The organism is Kitasatospora sp. NPDC086009 (genome assembly GCF_044540385.1).
Lineage (GTDB): Bacteria > Actinomycetota > Actinomycetes > Streptomycetales > Streptomycetaceae > Kitasatospora.
Map to the genome: position 1 here is coordinate 329,466 of NZ_JBITSA010000006.1, position 16,719 is coordinate 346,184.

At 73.2% G+C, this 16,719-nt stretch carries 15 protein-coding genes and 1 tRNA gene; 14 read left to right on the forward strand and 2 right to left on the reverse strand.

All coding sequences use genetic code 11. The features are described 5' to 3' along the window. Positions 1-127 precede the first annotated feature (127 nt). The 8 genes from ACIF6L_RS17980 to ACIF6L_RS18015 all read left to right on the forward strand — a co-directional run bounded on the left by ACIF6L_RS17980 (position 128) and on the right by ACIF6L_RS18015 (position 8,262). Positions 128-1,294: an LLM class flavin-dependent oxidoreductase gene (locus ACIF6L_RS17980; protein WP_396488431.1), complete on the forward strand. Its 1,167-nt coding sequence runs from the start codon at positions 128-130 to the stop codon at positions 1,292-1,294. Beyond that, positions 1,291-1,851: a GNAT family N-acetyltransferase gene (locus ACIF6L_RS17985; protein WP_359803175.1), complete on the forward strand. Its 561-nt coding sequence runs from the start codon at positions 1,291-1,293 to the stop codon at positions 1,849-1,851. The genes ACIF6L_RS17980 and ACIF6L_RS17985 overlap by 4 nt, the downstream gene beginning before the upstream one ends. After that, positions 1,848-2,798, forward strand: a complete 951-nt coding sequence (locus ACIF6L_RS17990) for an ABC transporter substrate-binding protein (RefSeq protein ID WP_329489588.1) — start codon at positions 1,848-1,850, stop codon at positions 2,796-2,798. Before ACIF6L_RS17985 ends, ACIF6L_RS17990 begins: the two co-directional genes overlap by 4 nt. A gap of 40 nt (positions 2,799-2,838) precedes the next feature. After that, positions 2,839-3,855 (forward strand): amino acid ABC transporter permease, encoded by a 1,017-nt coding sequence (locus tag ACIF6L_RS17995; protein WP_396488434.1) that lies wholly within the window; start codon positions 2,839-2,841, stop codon positions 3,853-3,855. A 20-nt stretch (positions 3,856-3,875) separates the two neighbouring features. Next, the gene (locus tag ACIF6L_RS18000; RefSeq protein WP_359803317.1) at positions 3,876-4,628 is read left to right on the forward strand and encodes an amino acid ABC transporter ATP-binding protein; all 753 of its coding nucleotides are present in this window, start codon (positions 3,876-3,878) and stop codon (positions 4,626-4,628) included. Positions 4,629-4,714: 86 nt separating this feature from the next. Then, the gene (locus ACIF6L_RS18005) at positions 4,715-5,704 is read left to right on the forward strand and encodes an ABC transporter substrate-binding protein (RefSeq protein WP_396488436.1); all 990 of its coding nucleotides are present in this window, start codon (positions 4,715-4,717) and stop codon (positions 5,702-5,704) included. Between the two features lie 93 nt (positions 5,705-5,797). Continuing rightward, positions 5,798-7,066 (forward strand): serine/threonine-protein kinase, encoded by a 1,269-nt coding sequence (locus ACIF6L_RS18010; protein WP_396488438.1) that lies wholly within the window; start codon positions 5,798-5,800, stop codon positions 7,064-7,066. A 344-nt stretch (positions 7,067-7,410) separates the two neighbouring features. Continuing rightward, positions 7,411-8,262 (forward strand): fumarylacetoacetate hydrolase family protein, encoded by an 852-nt coding sequence (locus ACIF6L_RS18015; protein ID WP_396488440.1) that lies wholly within the window; start codon positions 7,411-7,413, stop codon positions 8,260-8,262. Between the two features lie 99 nt (positions 8,263-8,361). On the opposite strand, the gene ACIF6L_RS18020 is transcribed toward ACIF6L_RS18015, so the two are convergent. Next, positions 8,362-9,096, reverse strand: a complete 735-nt coding sequence (locus ACIF6L_RS18020) for a TetR/AcrR family transcriptional regulator (protein ID WP_329489594.1) — start codon at positions 9,094-9,096, stop codon at positions 8,362-8,364. A gap of 318 nt (positions 9,097-9,414) precedes the next feature. On the opposite strand from ACIF6L_RS18020, the gene ACIF6L_RS18025 reads away from it, so the two are divergent. The 5 genes from ACIF6L_RS18025 to ACIF6L_RS18045 all read left to right on the forward strand — a co-directional run bounded on the left by ACIF6L_RS18025 (position 9,415) and on the right by ACIF6L_RS18045 (position 15,868). Beyond that, entirely contained in the window at positions 9,415-10,104 is a 690-nt protein-coding gene (locus tag ACIF6L_RS18025) for a rhomboid-like protein (RefSeq protein ID WP_396488443.1), read from the forward strand. 64 nt (positions 10,105-10,168) lie between these two features. Beyond that, entirely contained in the window at positions 10,169-11,872 is a 1,704-nt protein-coding gene (locus tag ACIF6L_RS18030; RefSeq protein WP_396488445.1) for a DUF885 domain-containing protein, read from the forward strand. Positions 11,873-12,118: 246 nt separating this feature from the next. After that, a complete protein-coding gene (locus ACIF6L_RS18035) occupies positions 12,119-13,666 on the forward strand; it encodes an MFS transporter (RefSeq protein WP_396488447.1) in 1,548 nt (515 codons plus the stop codon). Positions 13,667-13,940: 274 nt separating this feature from the next. Continuing rightward, positions 13,941-14,936 carry a trypsin-like serine peptidase gene (locus tag ACIF6L_RS18040; RefSeq protein ID WP_396488449.1) on the forward strand — a complete coding sequence of 332 codons (996 nt, stop codon included), beginning with the start codon at positions 13,941-13,943 and terminating at the stop codon, positions 14,934-14,936. 86 nt (positions 14,937-15,022) lie between these two features. Then, positions 15,023-15,868, forward strand: a complete 846-nt coding sequence (locus ACIF6L_RS18045) for an LppX_LprAFG lipoprotein (protein WP_359835030.1) — start codon at positions 15,023-15,025, stop codon at positions 15,866-15,868. Between the two features lie 145 nt (positions 15,869-16,013). Here ACIF6L_RS18045 and ACIF6L_RS18050 read toward each other — a convergent pair. After that, positions 16,014-16,085: transfer RNA gene (locus ACIF6L_RS18050), tRNA-Arg, on the reverse strand. Between the two features lie 188 nt (positions 16,086-16,273). On the opposite strand from ACIF6L_RS18050, the gene ACIF6L_RS18055 reads away from it, so the two are divergent. Beyond that, on the forward strand, positions 16,274-16,693 hold the full coding sequence (locus ACIF6L_RS18055) for a response regulator (RefSeq protein ID WP_359803315.1): 420 nt from the start codon (positions 16,274-16,276) through the stop codon (positions 16,691-16,693). Positions 16,694-16,719 lie beyond the last annotated feature (26 nt).

The following is a 16,719-nucleotide window of genomic DNA, read 5'->3' on the forward strand; positions in this document are numbered from 1 at the left end:
CGCTCGGCCTTCTCGCTCCGTGCTCCCTGCTCCCCGCTCCGTGCTCCAAGCCTGGCTCTGCCACGGCCTGTTCCGGTCTGCCCACCCGCAGCCGCCGGATTCCGTACGACCCGAAAGGTCAGTCACCATGCCCGTCGAATTCCTCGGCATCGCCGCCACCGGTGATGGTTCGGAGACCACCCCCCGCTCCACGGCGGCCTTCGACCGCGACTACACCCTGCGGCTGGCCCGGGCCCACGAGGACAACGGCTGGGACCGCGTGTTGTTCGCCTACGCCGCCGGCGCCCCCGACCCGGCGGCGGCCGCGGCGTTCCTCGCGGCCCGGCTCGACCGGCTCCAGATCCTGCTGGCCCACCGGCCGAACGTCTCCTACCCGACCTACGCGGCGAAGACCTTCGCCACCCTGGACCGGATCAGCGACGGGCGGCTCACCGTCCACTTCATCACCGGCGGCAACGACCACGAGCAGCAGCGCGAGGGCGACTTCCTGACCAAGGACCAGCGCTACGCCCGCACCCGTGAGTACATCGGGATCGTCAAGAAGGCGTGGACCAGCACGGAGGCCTTCGACCACGAGGGCGAGTACTACCGCTTCAACGACTTCGTCTCGGACGTCTTCCCCGTCCAGGCCCCGCGCCCGGGCGTCTCCTTCGGCGGCTCCTCGGAGGCCGCCTACGCGGCCGGCGGGGCGGAGGCGGACATCTACTGCCTCTGGGGCGAACCGCTGGCCCGGACCGCCGAGCAGATCGAGCGGGTCAAGGAGGCCGCGCGGGCCGCCGGCCGGACGGACGTGCCGCGCATCCAGGTCGCCTTCCGGCCGATCATCGCGCCGACCGAGGAACTGGCCTGGGAGAAGGCGTACCGGACGGTGGACGCGATCCGGGCCCGCAAGGAGTCCGGCGAGCTGGTCCGGCGCGGTGCGGCCGCGGCCCGGACCCCGGAGAACACCGGGTCGCAGCGGCTGCTGGAGATCGCCGCGGCCGGCGAGCGTTACGACCGCGCGCTCTGGACCCCGACCGCGGCCGCCACCGGCGGGGCCGGCAACTCCAACGCCCTGGTCGGCACGCCGGAGACGGTCGCGCAGGCGCTGCTCGACTACTACGACCTCGGCGTGGACATCCTCTCCGCGCGCGGCTACGCGCTGCTCGACGACGCGATCGACTTCGGCCGGTACGTCATCCCGCTGGTGCGCGAGGAGGTCGCCCGGCGGGACGCCGCGAAGGCGGCCGAGGCGGCCGAGCGGGAGGCCCGGGCCGAGCGCGACCGCCACCAGCTGATCGCGGTCCAGGCGTGAGCGGCACCAGCCTGGCGACCGAGGTCCGCCGGGTGACGATCGACGATCCCCTGGTCGAGCCGCTGCTGCGGGAGCTCACCCACGAGTACGTCACCCGCTACGGGCCGGATGCCCGGGAGGAGATGAGCCGGTACCCGAAGGACGCCTTCGCGGAGCCGGCCGGCGTACTGCTGCTCCTGCTGGAGGACGGCGAGCCGGTGGCCGGCGGTGCGTACAAGCGGTACGACGAACGGACCGCCGAGGTGAAGCGGATGTGGACGCATTCCGCGCACCGCCGCCGGGGGCTGGCCAGCCGGGTGCTGGCCGAGCTGGAGCGGGCCGCGCGGGCGGTCGGCTACACCAGGATCTTCCTCACCACCGGCCCGCGCCAGCCCGAGGCCAGGGGGCTCTACCTGGCGACCGGCTACACCCCGCTGTTCGACGTCGACGCCGATCCGCTGGAGATCGGTCCGCTGGCGTTCGAGAAGTCCCTGCCGGCCCGCACCGACAGCGAGCGGGCCGAGGCCCCCGCGCGACCCCATCACGCACCGACCCCGAAAGGCGCCCACCTCCCGTGAGAACCACCACCGTCCGCCGCCGCCTGCTCGCGGCCACCGCCCTGCTGCCGGTCCTGGCCCTGGCCGCGTGCGGTTCGGACCCGAAGACCGCCGCCCAGCCGGGCGCCGGCCAGGCGGCGGTCGACGCCGCCGCGCAGGACCTCGTCTCCGGTGTCGCCAAGTCGGACGCGGCGGCCGCCCTGCTGCCCGAGGACGTCCGCAAGGCCGGGACGGTGAAGTTCGGCTCGGCGATCGCCTCGCCGCCCGCCGCCTTCTACGCCGACCAGGCCACCAAGAAGGCGGCCGGGGTGGACATCGACTTCACCGACGCGGTGGCCAAGGTGCTCGGCCTGACCGTGGAGCGCGAGGAGGCCGCCTTCGAGACCATCCTGCCCGCGCTGGGCAGCGGCAAGTACGACGTCGGCACCGGCAACTTCGGGGTCACCGCCGTCCGGTTGAAGACCATCGACTTCGTCACCTACATCGACGACGGCCAGGGCTTCGCGGTCAAGAAGGACAACACCAGCGTCCAGCCGGTCACCGACCTCGCGCAGCTCTGCGGGCTGGTCATCGGCACCGGGGCCGGCACCACCTTCGAGACCACGCTGAACGCCAAGAAGAACGTCTGCACCGACGCCGGCAAGAAGCCCTTCGAGGTGAAGGCGTTCAGCGACAACGGCGCCACGCTGACCGGCCTCCAGCAGGGGCGGATCGACGTCGTGATGTCGACCATCAACGGCCTGCGCTACCAGGCGTCCCAGGAGGCGTCGGGGACGAAGTTCCTCGGCGAGTTCCACCGGCTGGACGTCGGCTTCGCGTTCAAGAAGGGCTCCCCGCTCGCCCCGGCCTTCCAGGCGGCGGTCAACCAGCTGATCAAGGACGGGACGTACGACAAGATCGTCAAGAAGTGGGGAGTCGTCGATTCGGCGATCAAGGAATCCCAGATCAGCCCGCCCGAGCACGTGTGACCCCCTGTCCGGGCCCCGGGCCTGTTGGAGGAATCCCCCCATGAGCATCACCACCACCGAGGCCGGTCCGCCGGCCGGAAGAACCGCCACCAAGGCGCCGGCCGCCCCGGCCGGGCGCGTCGACCTCGGCGAGCTGACCGGTCTGCGGACCGTCCGGGCCCGCCACCCGTGGCGCTGGGCGGCCGGCCTCGCCGCCGTCGTCGTCCTGCTCCAGTTCGCCCACGGGCTGGCCACCAACCCCGGCTGGGACTGGGCGACCTTCCGGGTCTACTTCTCCGCCGACACCATCCTGCGCGCCGTCGGCCGCACCATCGAACTCACCTTCTACGGCACGCTACTGGGCTTCCTGCTGGGTGCGGTGGTGGCGGCGATGCGGCTGTCGCGCAGCGCGATCCTGCAGTCCATCGCCTGGGCCTACGTCTGGGCGTTCCGCTCCATCCCGCTGATCGTGCAACTGGTCTTCTGGTTCAACCTCTCCTACCTCTACAAGCGGTTCGGCATCGGGATCCCGTTCGGCCCGACCTTCGCCGAGTTCGAGACGATGGGGGTGCTGGGCGCGCTCGGCGCCGCCGTGCTGGGGCTGGGCCTGCACCAGGCGGCGTTCGCCGCGGAGATCATCCGCGGCGGCATCATCGCGGTCGACGGCGGGCAGCGCGAGGCCGCCGCCGCGCTGGGCGTGCCGCGCTGGCGCCAGGCCTGGCGGATCGTGCTGCCGCAGGCCATGCGCGGCATCCTGCCGGCCGCCGCCAACGAGGTGATCTCGCTGTTCAAGGGCACCTCGGTGGTCTACGTGATGGCCATCGGCGAGCTCTTCTACCAGGTGCAGGTCGTCTACGGCCGCACCGGCCGGGTGGTACCGCTGCTGATGGTGGCCACCGTCTGGTACGTGCTGCTGACCACGGTGCTGTCGCTCGGCCAGTACTACGTCGAGCGCTACTTCGCCCGGGGCGCCGAACGCACCCCGCCGCCCACCCCGCTGCAGCGGGCCCGGGCCTTCGTCCAGGGCCTGCGGGCCGACCGCACCCCCGTCGAGACCGCTACCGGAGGACGCTCGTGACCACCCCCGTCGTGGAACCCATGGTGCAGGTCAGGGGCCTGCACAAGAGCTTCGGCCCGCTCGCCGTGCTGCGCGGCGTCGACCTCGACGTGCCGGCCGGATCGGTGACGGTGGTGCTCGGCCCCTCCGGCTCCGGCAAGTCGACGCTGCTGCGCTCGATCAACCACCTGGAGAAGCTGGACCGCGGCTTCGTCGCGATCGACGGCGAGCTGATCGGCTACCGCCGCTCCGGCGACCGGCTGCACGAGCTCAGGGAGCGCGACGTCCTGCGCCAGCGCACCAACATCGGCTTCGTGTTCCAGAACTTCAACCTGTTCCCGCACCTCACGGTGGTGGAGAACATCATCGAGGCCCCGGTCAGCGCGCTGCGCCGGCCCAAGGCCGAGGCCCGGGCGGCCGCGCTGGCACTGCTGGAACGGGTCGGCCTCGCCGACAAGGCGGACGCCTACCCGCGTCAGCTCTCCGGCGGCCAGCAGCAACGGGTGGCGATCGCCCGGGCGCTGGCGCTGGAGCCGAAGGTCCTGCTCTTCGACGAGCCGACCTCGGCGCTCGACCCGGAGCTGGTGGGCGAGGTGCTGGACGTCATCAAGGACCTCGCCCGGGCCGGCACCACCATGATCGTGGTGACCCACGAGATCGGCTTCGCCCGCGAGGTCGCCGACACCGTGGTCTTCATGGACGGCGGGGTGGTGGTCGAGCAGGGCCCGCCGAAGGCCGTCCTGGACGATCCGCAGCACGAGCGCACCCGCGCCTTCCTCGCCAAGGTCCTCTGACCCCCCTCGCCGATCCCCTTCGCCGACCTCCCCTCGCCGACCCCCTCCCGCTCCCCGACCCTCTTCCAGCCATCAGGAGTTCCGCCATGTCCCTACCCCGTCGCGCCCTCGTGACCGCCGCCGCCGCGCTCGCCGCCACCCTCACCCTCGCCGCCTGCGGCAGCTCCACGGACGCCGCCGCGGAGCTCGCCCCCGCGAAGGGCAGTACCGCGCCCAACGGCACCACGGTGAACCTGACGCCGAATCAGAACCGCATCACGACGGCGAAGGTGGACGCCATCGCGGCGCTGGTTCCGGAGGAGGTCAGAAAGAGAGGGACGCTGACGGTCGCCAACTCGCTTGGTACCACGCCGCCGCTGGACTTCTACGCGAACGACGACAAGACCATCATCGGGGTCGAGCCCGACCTCGCCTCGCTGGTCGGTGACGTCCTCGGCCTGAAGGTCGAGTTCAACCCGGTCTCCTGGGAGAACGTCTTCGTGGGCCTGGACAGTGGCAAGTTCGACGTCGGCATGACCAACATCACCGTCACCGAGGCCCGCAAGGAGAAGTACGACTTCGCCACCTACCGGCTGGACATCCTCGGCTTCGAGGCCAAGAAGGGCACCGGCTGGAAGGTCGCCGGCCCCAAGGACGTGGCCGGCAAGACGATCGCCGTCTCCTCCGGCACCAACCAGGAGAAGCTGCTGATCTCCTGGAACGAGGAGAACGTGAAGAACGGCCTCAAGCCGGCCGACATCAAGTACTTCCAGAGCTCCTCCGACTACTACCTGGCGCTCTCCTCCGGCCGGATCGACGCCTACGTCGGCCCCAACCCGAGCTCGGCCTTCCATGCCGTGCAGACCGGTCAGACCGAGGTGGTCGGCACCTACTCCGGCGGCGGCGCGGACGTCCTGGGGAAGATCGCGGCGACCACCAAGAAGGACAACGGGCTCGTCCAGGCACTGAACGGGGCGATCAACGAGATCATCAAGAACGGCACCTACGGCCAGGCGCTGAAGCGCTGGGGTCTCGACGGCGAGGCCGTCCAGACCTCCGAGATCAACCCGCCCGGCCTGCCCAAGCCCAAGCCGTAGCCCGTTCACCCCCATGTCCTCCCCCGACGCTATGGTGGCCCCGGTCACGGTGGACGCTGTTCGTATCCGGTGCACCCGGGGGTTGGGGGAGACATGAGGGCTGGGGAGGTTCTGGACGGCCGCTACCGGCTGGACCGGACGCTCGGCCGGGGCGGCTTCGGGGTGGTCTGGGCGGCCCACGACAACAACATCGGGCGGGCGGTCGCGGTCAAGGTCCTCTCCGAGGAGAAGGCGAGCGACGAGGAGGCGGTCGCGCGGTTCGTCCGCGAGGCCAAGACCGCCGGCAGCCTGTCCAATCCGCACATCGTCACGTTGCACGACTACGGCCGGGTCCAGCAGGGCGCCTGGTCCACCCACTACCTGGTGATGGAGCTGGTCCGCGGCCGCCCGCTGTCCGCGGTGCTCAAGGAGGGCACGCCCGACCCGGCGCTCGCGCTGAAGTGGGCCCGGCAGGTCTGCAAGGCGCTGGACGCCGCCCACCGTTCGGGCGTGGTGCACCGGGACATCAAGCCGGAGAACATCATGATCGCCGAGAGCGGCGAGGCCAAGGTGCTGGACTTCGGCATCGCCCGGCTGCTCACCCAGTCGGGCACCGGGCTCACGTCGACCGGTGTGGTCATCGGCACCCCGCCGTACCTGGCTCCCGAGTGCTGGGCCGGCGGCGCCATCGACGGCCGGGCCGACCTCTACGCGCTCGGCGTGGTGCTCTTCCAACTCTGCACCGGACAGCGCCCGTTCAACGCCGGATCGCCGGTCACCATGATGTACCAGCACCTCAACGACCCGCCGCCGCCGGTGCGCACCCCCTACCCGGCGCTCGCCGCCCTGATCGGCCGGCTGCTCGCCAAGGACCCGGCCGACCGGCCCGCCGACGCCGCCGAGGTGCGCCGCCGGCTGCGCGAGATCCCGGTCGGGCAGAGTATCCCGGTCGGGCAGAGCACCCCGGTCGGCCGGAGCACCCCGGCCGCCCCGGCCCCGCCGCCCGAGCCGCCCGAGCCGCCCGAGGCGCTGCGGCAGCGGGCCGACCGGGCCTGGGAGTACGGCGTGGAGGGCCGGCCCGAGGAGGCCGTGCGAATGCTGACCGAGCTGATCCCGCGGTTCGCCCGCAGCTTCGGCCCGGCCGACCTCCGCACCCTGCGCACCTGTCACGACCTCGCCCTCTGGCTGGCCCGCGCCGGCAGCCCGGGCGCCGCCGCCGCGCTGCTGCGCGAGCTGGCCCCGGCCCTGTCCGGCGAGCCGACGGCGCACGCCGACGTCCTGCGCGACCTCGACCGCTGGGAGCGGGAGCGCGACGAGGCCGGCCCCGGCCCGGCCCGGGCGCAACCCCTGGACCAGCTCCTCGGCGGCCCCGCGCAGAGCTGACGCCCCGGGCGGCGGCAGCCGACGACCGACCGGCGCCGGGCCGCCCACCCGCGCGTTCACCCCGGGGGGGAACCCGTCCGCCCACGGTGGAGCCCTGTGGTCGAGCCCCGCGGTGGAGCCCCGTGCCGCCCGGCCCGCCGGGTGGCCGTAGCCCGGGCCGGGGGCTGTCAACCGTACGGGCACCTGATTCGGTGCTGCTCCGGGTTGTGGGAATTGATAGGAATTCGCCGAGCTGGACTGTCTGGTTCGCAGGCGGCAGCCGTTGATATACCTCGCAACAAGAGTTCGGTGCGGTGTGTGCGGCCGTACCGGCGAGCTGAGACGAAAGTGGTGGTGACGCTCAGATGAAGCTCCTCCGTGTCGGACCACCGGGCGCCGAGCGTCCGATCGCGCTGGGCCACGACGGCACCGCGTACGACCTCTCCGGGCGCGCCCGGGACATCGACGGCGCCTTCCTGGCCGGGCTCGACCCGGCCGCGCTGGCCCGCGACGCGGCCGCCGGCCTGCTGCCGGTGGCCGACATCGCCGGGCAGCGGGTCGGCGCTCCGGTCACCCGGCCGGGCAAGGTGGTCGGGATCGGGCTCAACTACCGGGACCACGCCGCCGAGGCCGGCGCGGCGATCCCGGACGAGCCGGTGATCTTCCTCAAGCCGAGCAACACCGTGGTCGGCCCGTACGACGAGGTGCTCGTGCCCCGGGGCGGCGAGAAGACCGACTACGAGGCCGAACTGGCGATCGTGATCGGCCGCACCGCCCGGTACCTGGACGGCCACCGGGAGGCGGCGGAGGCGATCGCGGGCTACACGATCGCCAACGACGTCACCGAGCGGGCCTTCCAGCTGGAGCGCGGCGGCCAGTGGGACAAGGGCAAGTCGGCGGAGACCTTCACGCCGCTCGGCCCCTGGCTGGTCACCGCGGACGAGGTCGCCGACCCGCAGCGGCTGCGGCTGCGCCTCTGGGTCAACGGCGGGCTGCGGCAGGACGGCTCCACCGCCGAGATGATCTTCCCGGTGCTGGAGATCGTCCGGTACGTCAGCCAGTTCATGGTGCTGGAGCCGGGGGACGTGATCGTCACCGGCACTCCGGCCGGCGTCACCCTGGGCCACCCGGGCACGCCGTTCCTGACTCCCGGGGACGTCGTGGAGATCGAGATCGACGGGCTGGGCCGCCAGCGTCAGGTGCTCGGCAAGGCCTGACGTCCGGGCGGCCCGACCCCGACCCCGGGCACGGGGGTCGCGGGTCGGGCCGCGAGAGCGAGCCGGACCCGCCCGCGAAGAACCGCCGCGCCCCGCGCCTCAGCCGCCGAGCGCGGCCCGCAGCCGGGCGGTCCGTGGTGCGTCCGGGCCCTCCAGCGCCAGCAGCGCGGTCAGCACCTGCGCCGTCTGCGGATCGTGCAGCGCCGTCGCCGCGGCCATCGCCACGAACTGGTCCACCAGCCACTCCCGCAGCTCGTCCACCGGCAGCGCGCGGCCCTCGTCCAGCCAGGTCAGCGAGGTGCCCTCGACCACCGCGATCCACGAGCGCACCAGCAGGGTCAGCCGCGGCCCGGCCTCCCGGACCCCGAGGTGGCGCAGGGTCCGCTTGAGCGCCGCCCGCCGGACGTCGTCCACCATCGCCGAGGTGCGCTGCGTCTCCACCACCGAGCCGCCGCGCAACAGGGCCGAGTATCCGGCGTCGTGCTCGGCCACGAAGGCGAAGTAGCTCTCCAGCACGGCGGCCAGCTGCTCGGTCGGGCTGCCGGTCAGCGGCACCGTGAACCGGCTGGTCAGCTCCTCCGCGGCGGTGCGCAGCGCGGCCTCGTACAACTGCTGCTTGCCGCCCGCGAAGTAGCGGTACACCAGCGGCCGGGAGGCCCCGGCGGCCTCCGCCACGTCGTCCAGGCTCACCTCGTCCGGCGGCCGCGAGGCGAACAGCTCCAGGGCGACCGCGATCAGCTGGTCCCGTCGCTGCTGCACCGTCAGCCGCCGGTACCCGCTGCGCCGCGGCCGGGCCTCGGAGGACGGTGGGACGGGCGCTGAGCTGGCTTCCATGGCGGTCAGCGTAATGGTCGCCGGTCCGATCGGATCCTTGCCTGCACCGATCATTCCGAACGGATGTTTGCCGCCCGGCCGGCCCAGCCGCCCGGCCGGCCCAGCCGCCCGGCCGGCCCAGCCGCCCGGCCGGCCCAGCCGCCCGGCCGGCCCAGCCGCCCGGCCGCCCCGGCCCCCGCCGCCCCGATCTGCCCCGGCCCGTTCGTGACCCGCCGCCGCTCCGCGACCGCCCGCCCCGGCGGGTCGGCCCGCCGCACGGCGGGCCGGGCGCCGACCATGGGGACGGATCGTCGCCGTCGCTTCGAGGAGGGCCGCCGGATGGCGCGGGCAGTGCAGTGGACGGCGGCCGTGCGCGGGGTGCCGGGCGCGGTCCTCCGGTGGGTCCGGTCGGCGCCCGGGACGTACCTGTGGCTGCTGCTCCTGGCGGCCACGAGCTTCGTGGTGGCGCGGATGGACCCGGCGCGGCTGGACTGGTTCCTGGCCGCCCGCTCGACCAACCTGGAGAACCTCCGCTCGGACCCGGTGCACGTCCTGGTGGCCAGCGCGCTCTGGACCGAGCAGTCGAGCTTCCTCCTCTACTTCGTGCTGTTCACCCTCTTCCACGCCAACGCGGAGCGCTGGCTGGGCACGCCGCGCTGGTTCACGGTGGCCGCCACCGCCCACGTGCTGGCCACCCTCGTCAGCGAGGGGGTGGTCGCCCGGGGCATCATGCGCGGCCGGCTGGGGGAGAGCCTGGCCGGCACGGTGGACGTCGGCGTCTCGTACGCGCTGGCCGGTGTGGTCGCCGTGCTGACGTACCGCTTCGCCGGCCGCTGGCGGCTGCTGTACGGGGGCGGCGTGCTGGTCTTCTACCTGGTGCCGCTGGTCGGTTCGCACACCTTCACGGACCTCGGACACTTCTGCGCGGTGCTGATCGGCCTCTGCTTCTTCCGGTTCGCCCGCGGCCGGTCCAGGTGGGACCCGGGACTGCTGCTCCGGCGCAGGCGGGAGCGTCGGGCGGAGGTCTGAAATGGCCGGTCCATGCCACAGGGTAGGGGCTTGCAATCGGCCCGGGCCGCGAAATGATGTCCGGATGGTTGAAGAACTGATCAGCTCCGACGGCACCACCCCGCGCCGTATTGCCGACGACTACGTGCAGGCCCTGGCCGAGCTCGACCCGCTGACCGCGGTGTACCTCGGGCTCAACCTCGACGACGACCGACTCCCCGACCTCTCCCCGGCCGGTGACGAGGCGCTCGCCGAACTCGGCCGCCGCACGCTCGCCCGGCTCGCGGACGCGGAGCGGGCCGGAGCTGCCGAGGACGAGGCCGAGCGCCGCTGCGCCCGGCTGCTGCGCGAGCGGCTCACCGCCTCGCTCGCCGTCCACGACGCGGGGGAGGGCTTCCGCGCGGTTCGCAACCTGGCCTCACCGGTCCACAACGTGCGGGACGTCTTCACCCTGATGCCCGCCGACACCGAGCAGCAGTGGGCGGTGATCGGGCGCCGGCTGGCCCGGGTGCCCCTCACGCTGGAGCAGTACCGGGCCACCCTCGCCGCGGGCATCGAGCGCGGTCTGCTCTCCGGCCCCCGTCAGGTGAGCACCGTGGTCGAGCAGCTCGGTGACTGGCTGGAGGGGGACGAGGCCGGCTGGTTCGGCGTCTTCGTCCGGCAGGCGCCCGAGGGGCTGCGCGCCGAGCTGGCCAGGCCCGCCGCCGCCGCTGCCGCCGCGGTGGCCGCGCTGCGCGACTGGCTGCGCGACGTCTACGGCCCGGCCGCCGCCGGCACCTCCGACACCGTCGGGCGCGAGCGCTACGGCCGGTGGGTGCGCTACTGGACCGGCGCCGACCTCGACCTGGACGAGGCGTACGGCTGGGCCTGGCAGGAGTTCCACGGCCTGCTCGCCCAGATGGAGGCGGAGGCCGAGAAGGTGCTCCCCGGCTCCACCCCGATGGAGGCGATGCGGTGGCTGGAGAGCGACGGCCCCGCCGTCCAGGGCGCCGAAGCGACGCGTGAGTACCTCCAGGGGCTGATGGACGGGGCGATCCGCGACCTCCAGGGCACCCACTTCGACCTGGCCGAGCCGGTCACCCGGGTCGAGTCGATGATCGCCCCGGCGGGCAGCGCGGCCGCGCCGTACTACACCTCGCCGTCGCTGGACTTCACCCGCCCGGGGCGGACCTGGCTGCCGACCATCGGCCGGGAGCGCTTCCCGGTCTGGGACCTCGTCTCCACCTGGTACCACGAGGGCGTTCCCGGCCACCACCTGCAGCTCGCGCAGTGGAACTACGTCGCCGACCGGCTCTCCACCTACCAGGTCAGCATCGGCGGGGTGAGCGCCAACATGGAGGGCTGGGCGCTGTACGCCGAGCGCCTGATGGACGAGCTGGGCTACCTCACCGACCCGGGCCACCGGCTCGGCTACCTCAACGCCCAGATGATGCGCGCGCTGCGGGTGATCGTCGACATCGGCATGCACGTCGGGCTGGACTTCCCCGCGGACTCCCCGTTCCGCCCGGGCGAGGCGGTCCTGCCGGACGCCGCCCGGGAGTTCTTCGGCCGGTACTGCGGGCTGGCGCCGGAGGTCCTGGACAGCGAGCTGGTCCGCTACCTCGGCATGCCCGGCCAGGCGATCGGCTACAAGCTCGGCGAGCGGGCCTGGCAGCGCGGCCGGGCGGCGGCCCGGGCGGCGCACGAGGCGCGCGGCGAGGAGTTCGACCTCAAGGCCTGGCACATGGCGGCGCTCTCGCAGGGCTCGCTGGGGCTGGACGACCTGGTGGCGGAGCTGGCCGCGCTGTAGTGCGGTGCCGGCGACGGCGGGTGCCCCGGCCCGGGCGGCCGACGGCACGGCCCCCGGGTGCAGGGGCACCCGGGGGCTCTTCGCCGCCTCCGGCCGGGGCGGGCCTGGTCCCGTGGTCCCGGGCCAGTGGTCAATTAGTCCCATTCGTCCGATTTGGTGAGCTTTTTCCTTGCCATTCGCCGCGCGGAGCGTTTGGCTGGAAGGCGACTGCGTGACCTCTCCGAACCCCTGCGGAAGGCTCCCCCAGTGTCTGCTCAACCTGCCACCGGTCATAAGGCGGCGGACAGTCGTCGCTGGTGGGCATTGGCGGTCATCGCCATCGCCCAGCTGATGATCGTCCTCGACATCACCATCGTGAACATCGCCCTGCCCTCGGCCCAGAAGGACCTCGGGATATCCGACGCCAACCGGCAGTGGGTGATCACCGCCTACACGCTGGCCTTCGGTGGTCTGCTGCTCCTCGGCGGCCGGCTCGGCGACCTCTTCGGCCGCAAACGCGTCTTCATCATCGGCCTGCTCGGCTTCGCCCTCGCCTCCGCGATCGGCGGCGCCGCGTCCGGATCGGCGATGCTGTTCGCGGCCCGCGCCCTCCAGGGCGCCTTCGGCGCGCTCCTCGCCCCGTCCGCCCTGGGCCTGCTCTCCACCACCTTCAGCGATCCACGGGAACGCAGTACGGCGTTCGGCATCTTCGGTGCCATCGCCGGCGGCGGCGCCGCGATCGGCCTGCTCCTGGGCGGCCTGCTGACCGAGTACCTGAACTGGCGCTGGTGCCTGTTCGTGAACACCCCGATCGCCATCGCGACGGCCTTCGCCGCCTTCTCGATCCTCACCTCGGACCACGTCGCCAAGGGCCGCCGGGTCAAACTCGACCTGCCCGGCGCGTTCCTGGGCTGCGGCGGCCTGCTCGCCATCGTCTTCGGCACGTCCGAGGCGGTCAGCCGGGGCTGGGTGGACTGGCTGGTGCTGGGCTCGCTGGTGCTCGGCGCGCTCCTGCTGGTGGCCTTCGTGCTGGTGGAGCGGCGCACCGAACACGCGCTGCTGCCGCTGCACATCGTGGGCGAGCGCAACCGCGGCGGCGCCGCGCTCTCGATCGGCCTGGCGATGGTCGGGATGTTCGGCCTGTTCCTGTTCCTCACCTACTACCTCCAGGTGATCAAGCACTTCTCGCCGGTGATGTCCGGCGTCTCCTTCCTGCCGATGACGGCCGCCATCGTGATCAGTTCGACCGGGTTCGCGGCCCGGCTGATGACCAGGGTGCCCTCGCGCAACCTGATCGGGCCCGGGCTGCTGCTGGCCGCGGCCGCGATGGCCTGGCTGACCCAGATGAAGGTGGACAGTCCGTGGGCCGGCATGGTGCTCCCCGCCGAGCTGCTGCTCGGCTTCGGGATGGGCCTGGTGTTCATGCCGGCGATGAGCCTGGCCACCCTGGGCGTCGCCCCGAACGAGGCCGGCGCCGCGTCGGCCACTATCAACTCGGCCCAGCAGGTGGGCGGTTCCGTCGGTACGGCGCTGCTGAACACGATCGCGGCCAGTGCCACCGCGACGTACCTGGCCACCCGGATCGCAGGAAATCCCCAGGTCCAGGCCCAGGGTGCGGTGCACGGGTACGTGATCGCGACCTGGGTGGCGATGGGCATCCTGCTGGCGGCGGCGCTGATCGCCTTCCTGATGATCAACCACCGCCCGGCACCCGGCGAGGCCACCGGGGAGACCGTGTCCGGGGCGGGCGCGCAGGCCGGCGCGACGGCCACCGCGGGGGCGGCGGCGCCGAGCCACCGGCAGCGCGCCCGATGAGCCGCGGCCCCGGTACCCGCGCCCACTGAAACATGCCCCGAGGTCCCGCAGTCGACCTCCGGCGCCTCCCCGCTCCCGGCCACCCCGGGAGTGGGGAGGCGCCGCCGTGCCGGGGGGGCGCCGGACCCGGGGTGACGCCTCGGGACCGACCGGCCCCGGGCCGCCGGGCGGAGGATTTCTCATCCGGCTCCCAGCCGGACATCACAGCCCTCCCAGCTCCCTGGGCCATAGTCGGACGGTACTCGCACCGACATCCAGGTCAGGAGGACCAGGCATGGGCCAGCACCGTCGCCTTCAGCCCCGACGCAGGCTTCTGGCCCCCACCCTCCTCACCCTGCTCACGGTGCTCACCGTGGCGGCCGTCGTCACGGGCGCGCACAGCGTGACCTCGGAGGTGACGGCGGCGGGCAGCCCGACGGTGACCGCCCCGGCGGCCGCCACGTCGTCCCCCTCGCCCGCGCCCTCGTCCTCTGCCTCGGCGCCGGACGCGGCGGCGCACGCGGCGGCCCCGGCCGCCACCGGGGCGCCCACGGACGGGGCCGCCGGCGAGGCCACCACCGACCAGGCCGCCGCCGAGGCGCCCACCGGCCCGGCCACCGCCGCCGTCACCGTCCCGGGCCCGCTCGGCACCACCGCGGTGGCCCCGGCCACGCCCGAATCCGCCACCGTGGGAGCCCTGTTCAGCGGCAAGGTCACGGCGGGCGACCACTTCTGCACCGCCAGCGTGCTGCACAGCACCACGAAGAACCTGCTGATCACCGCCGCCCACTGCCTCGACAGCGCCGCCGGCGTCACCTTCGTCCCCGGCTACCGCTACGGCGCCGCCCCCTACGGCACCTGGCGGGTCACCGCGATCCACACCACCACCGGCTGGTCGCGGGACGGCGACCAGGACGAGGACTTCGCCGTCCTGGAGACCGCGTCCGACGGCGGCCGCCGGATCGAGGACGTGGTCGGCGCCAACCAGCTCGGCACCGACGAGCCCTTCGGCGTCACCGTCCGCCTCTACGGGTACCCGAGCGGCACCGAGGCACCGCTCCTGTGCGGCAACACCACCGGCCGCCAGAGCACCTACCAGCGCGTCGTCGACTGCCCCGGCTACCCCGGCGGCACCAGCGGCGGCCCGTGGATCAGCACCACCACCGGCCATGTGGTCGGCGTCATCGGCGGCTACCAGGAGGGCGGCGACAGCCCCGACACCTCCTACAGCGCCGCCTTCGACCACACCGTGGCGGCCCTCTACGAGGAGGCGGTGGACGCGGCCTCCTGAGCCCGGCCCGGACAGCGGTTCGAACGGCGTTCTTCACATGAAACACTCTCCGTCGACGAAACCGACACACCCGGAGAGCCCCAACCGTGACCACCTCCCGCACCACCGCCCTGACGATCGCGGCGACGGCCCTGGCCCTCGCCACCGTGGCGGGGTGCAACGACGACACCGGGTCGGCCGCCCAGCCGGCCCCGACCTCCGCCGCGGCCTCCGCTGCCCCGACGGCCTCCCCGACGGCCACCGCCTCCTCGCCGGCCACCACCGCCCCGGCGCCCGCGAATTCGGCCGCCACCGCGTCCGCGAGCCCGGCCGCCGAGGGTGCCTTCGACCCCGAGCAGGCCCTGGCCGCGGCCGACAAGTCGCCCTACGCGGTCTCGGTGGTCATGATCACCGAGAGTGGCGGGGTGGCGCTGTCGACCATGAAGGGCCGCAGCAACCTCAACGGCGTCTGGACCGGCCGGATGGAGATGCGCACCACCGCGCCCGGTGTCGCCGAGCCGATCCTCTGGATCGAGAGCCTGACGACGGCCGACGCCAGCTACCTGCGCGACCTGTCCACGCCGGGTGACGAGTGGGCCAAGATGCCGCGCTCCACCGACAACGCGGTCGTCGACTACACCGACTACGCCAAGCTGCTGCTGGCCGCCGGCCCCGGTGCGCGCAAGGGCATGGAGACGCGTGACGGCGTCGCCGTCTACCACCTCACCGGCCACATCAGCACCGAACAGCTGAGCACCGTCGACCCGCGGACGTACAAGTCGCTGAAGGCGAAGGGCACCACCGGCTTCGACTTCGACCAGTGGATCGACCGCGCGGGTCGCACCCGCTACGCCGAGCAGCAGGTCGAGATGAAGGGCGTGAAGGCGGTCAACAAGGTCACCTTCTCCGACTTCGGCCCGGCCGAGACCTTCGCCGCCCCGGTGGCCGGCTGACCGCGAGCCGCCCGGAGCGCCGGGGCCGCCGTCCTTCCCGGGCGGCGGCCCCGGTCATGCCGCCCGCCCCGCCGCCGACATGACGAAGGCCCAGATCCGTGGATGAACTCCACTGATCTGGGCCTCTGTTGCACTTCTCGCGAAGTGCCCCCGGCAGGATTCGAACCTGCGCACCCGCCTCCGGAGGGCGGTGCTCTATCCCCTGAGCTACGGGGGCCTGCTTGGTGTTGTCGTCGCGTTCGCTTCGACGTGGAGAACATTACCAGGCCCGGGGCGTGGTCCGTGCACGGGTTTCCACCACCGGCCCGGCGGAGGGGGGCCGGAGGGGGGCCGGAGGGGGAGCGGAAGTCCGGAAAGGCCGGACGGGGCGGCGGGCGCGCCGATACCCTCGGTGAGGTGTCGGGAGTGTCCGGGCGGGTCCTCGTGGTGGACGACAGCGAGGTGATCCGTCAGCTGATCAGGGTCAACCTGGAGCTGGAAGGCTTCGAGGTGGTGACCGCCGCCGACGGCGCCGAGTGCCTGGAGGTGGTCCGCCGGGTGCGGCCGGACGTGGTGACGCTGGACGTCGTGATGCCGCGGCTGGACGGTCTGCGGACGGCGGCCCGGCTGCGGGCCGCGCCGGTGACCAGCGGGCTGCCGATCGCGATCGTCAGCGCCTGCACGCCGGCCGACCTCGATCTCGGCGAGGCGGTCGGGGTGGACGGCTACCTGGGCAAGCCCTTCGACCCCGCCGATCTGGTGGCACTGGTGTGGCGGCTGATGGCGCGGGCGGCGAGGCCGGACGGGTTTCGCCCTGAGCGAACAGAGCGCACGGATCGCGGCTGAGCACGGCGCGCGGGCGTCTCAACCGG

Coding starts and splice junctions, on each gene's coding strand:
- ACIF6L_RS18040 (WP_396488449.1), top strand. CDS start 13,941: ATGGGCCAGCACCGTCGCCTTCAGCCCCGACGCAGGCTTCTGGCCCCC.
- ACIF6L_RS17995 (WP_396488434.1), top strand. CDS start 2,839: ATGAGCATCACCACCACCGAGGCCGGTCCGCCGGCCGGAAGAACCGCC.
- ACIF6L_RS18000 (WP_359803317.1), top strand. CDS start 3,876: ATGGTGCAGGTCAGGGGCCTGCACAAGAGCTTCGGCCCGCTCGCCGTG.
- ACIF6L_RS18015 (WP_396488440.1), top strand. CDS start 7,411: ATGAAGCTCCTCCGTGTCGGACCACCGGGCGCCGAGCGTCCGATCGCG.
- ACIF6L_RS17980 (WP_396488431.1), top strand. CDS start 128: ATGCCCGTCGAATTCCTCGGCATCGCCGCCACCGGTGATGGTTCGGAG.
- ACIF6L_RS18030 (WP_396488445.1), top strand. CDS start 10,169: ATGGTTGAAGAACTGATCAGCTCCGACGGCACCACCCCGCGCCGTATT.
- ACIF6L_RS18020 (WP_329489594.1), bottom strand. CDS start 9,096: ATGGAAGCCAGCTCAGCGCCCGTCCCACCGTCCTCCGAGGCCCGGCCG.
- ACIF6L_RS18005 (WP_396488436.1), top strand. CDS start 4,715: ATGTCCCTACCCCGTCGCGCCCTCGTGACCGCCGCCGCCGCGCTCGCC.
- ACIF6L_RS18010 (WP_396488438.1), top strand. CDS start 5,798: ATGAGGGCTGGGGAGGTTCTGGACGGCCGCTACCGGCTGGACCGGACG.
- ACIF6L_RS18025 (WP_396488443.1), top strand. CDS start 9,415: ATGGCGCGGGCAGTGCAGTGGACGGCGGCCGTGCGCGGGGTGCCGGGC.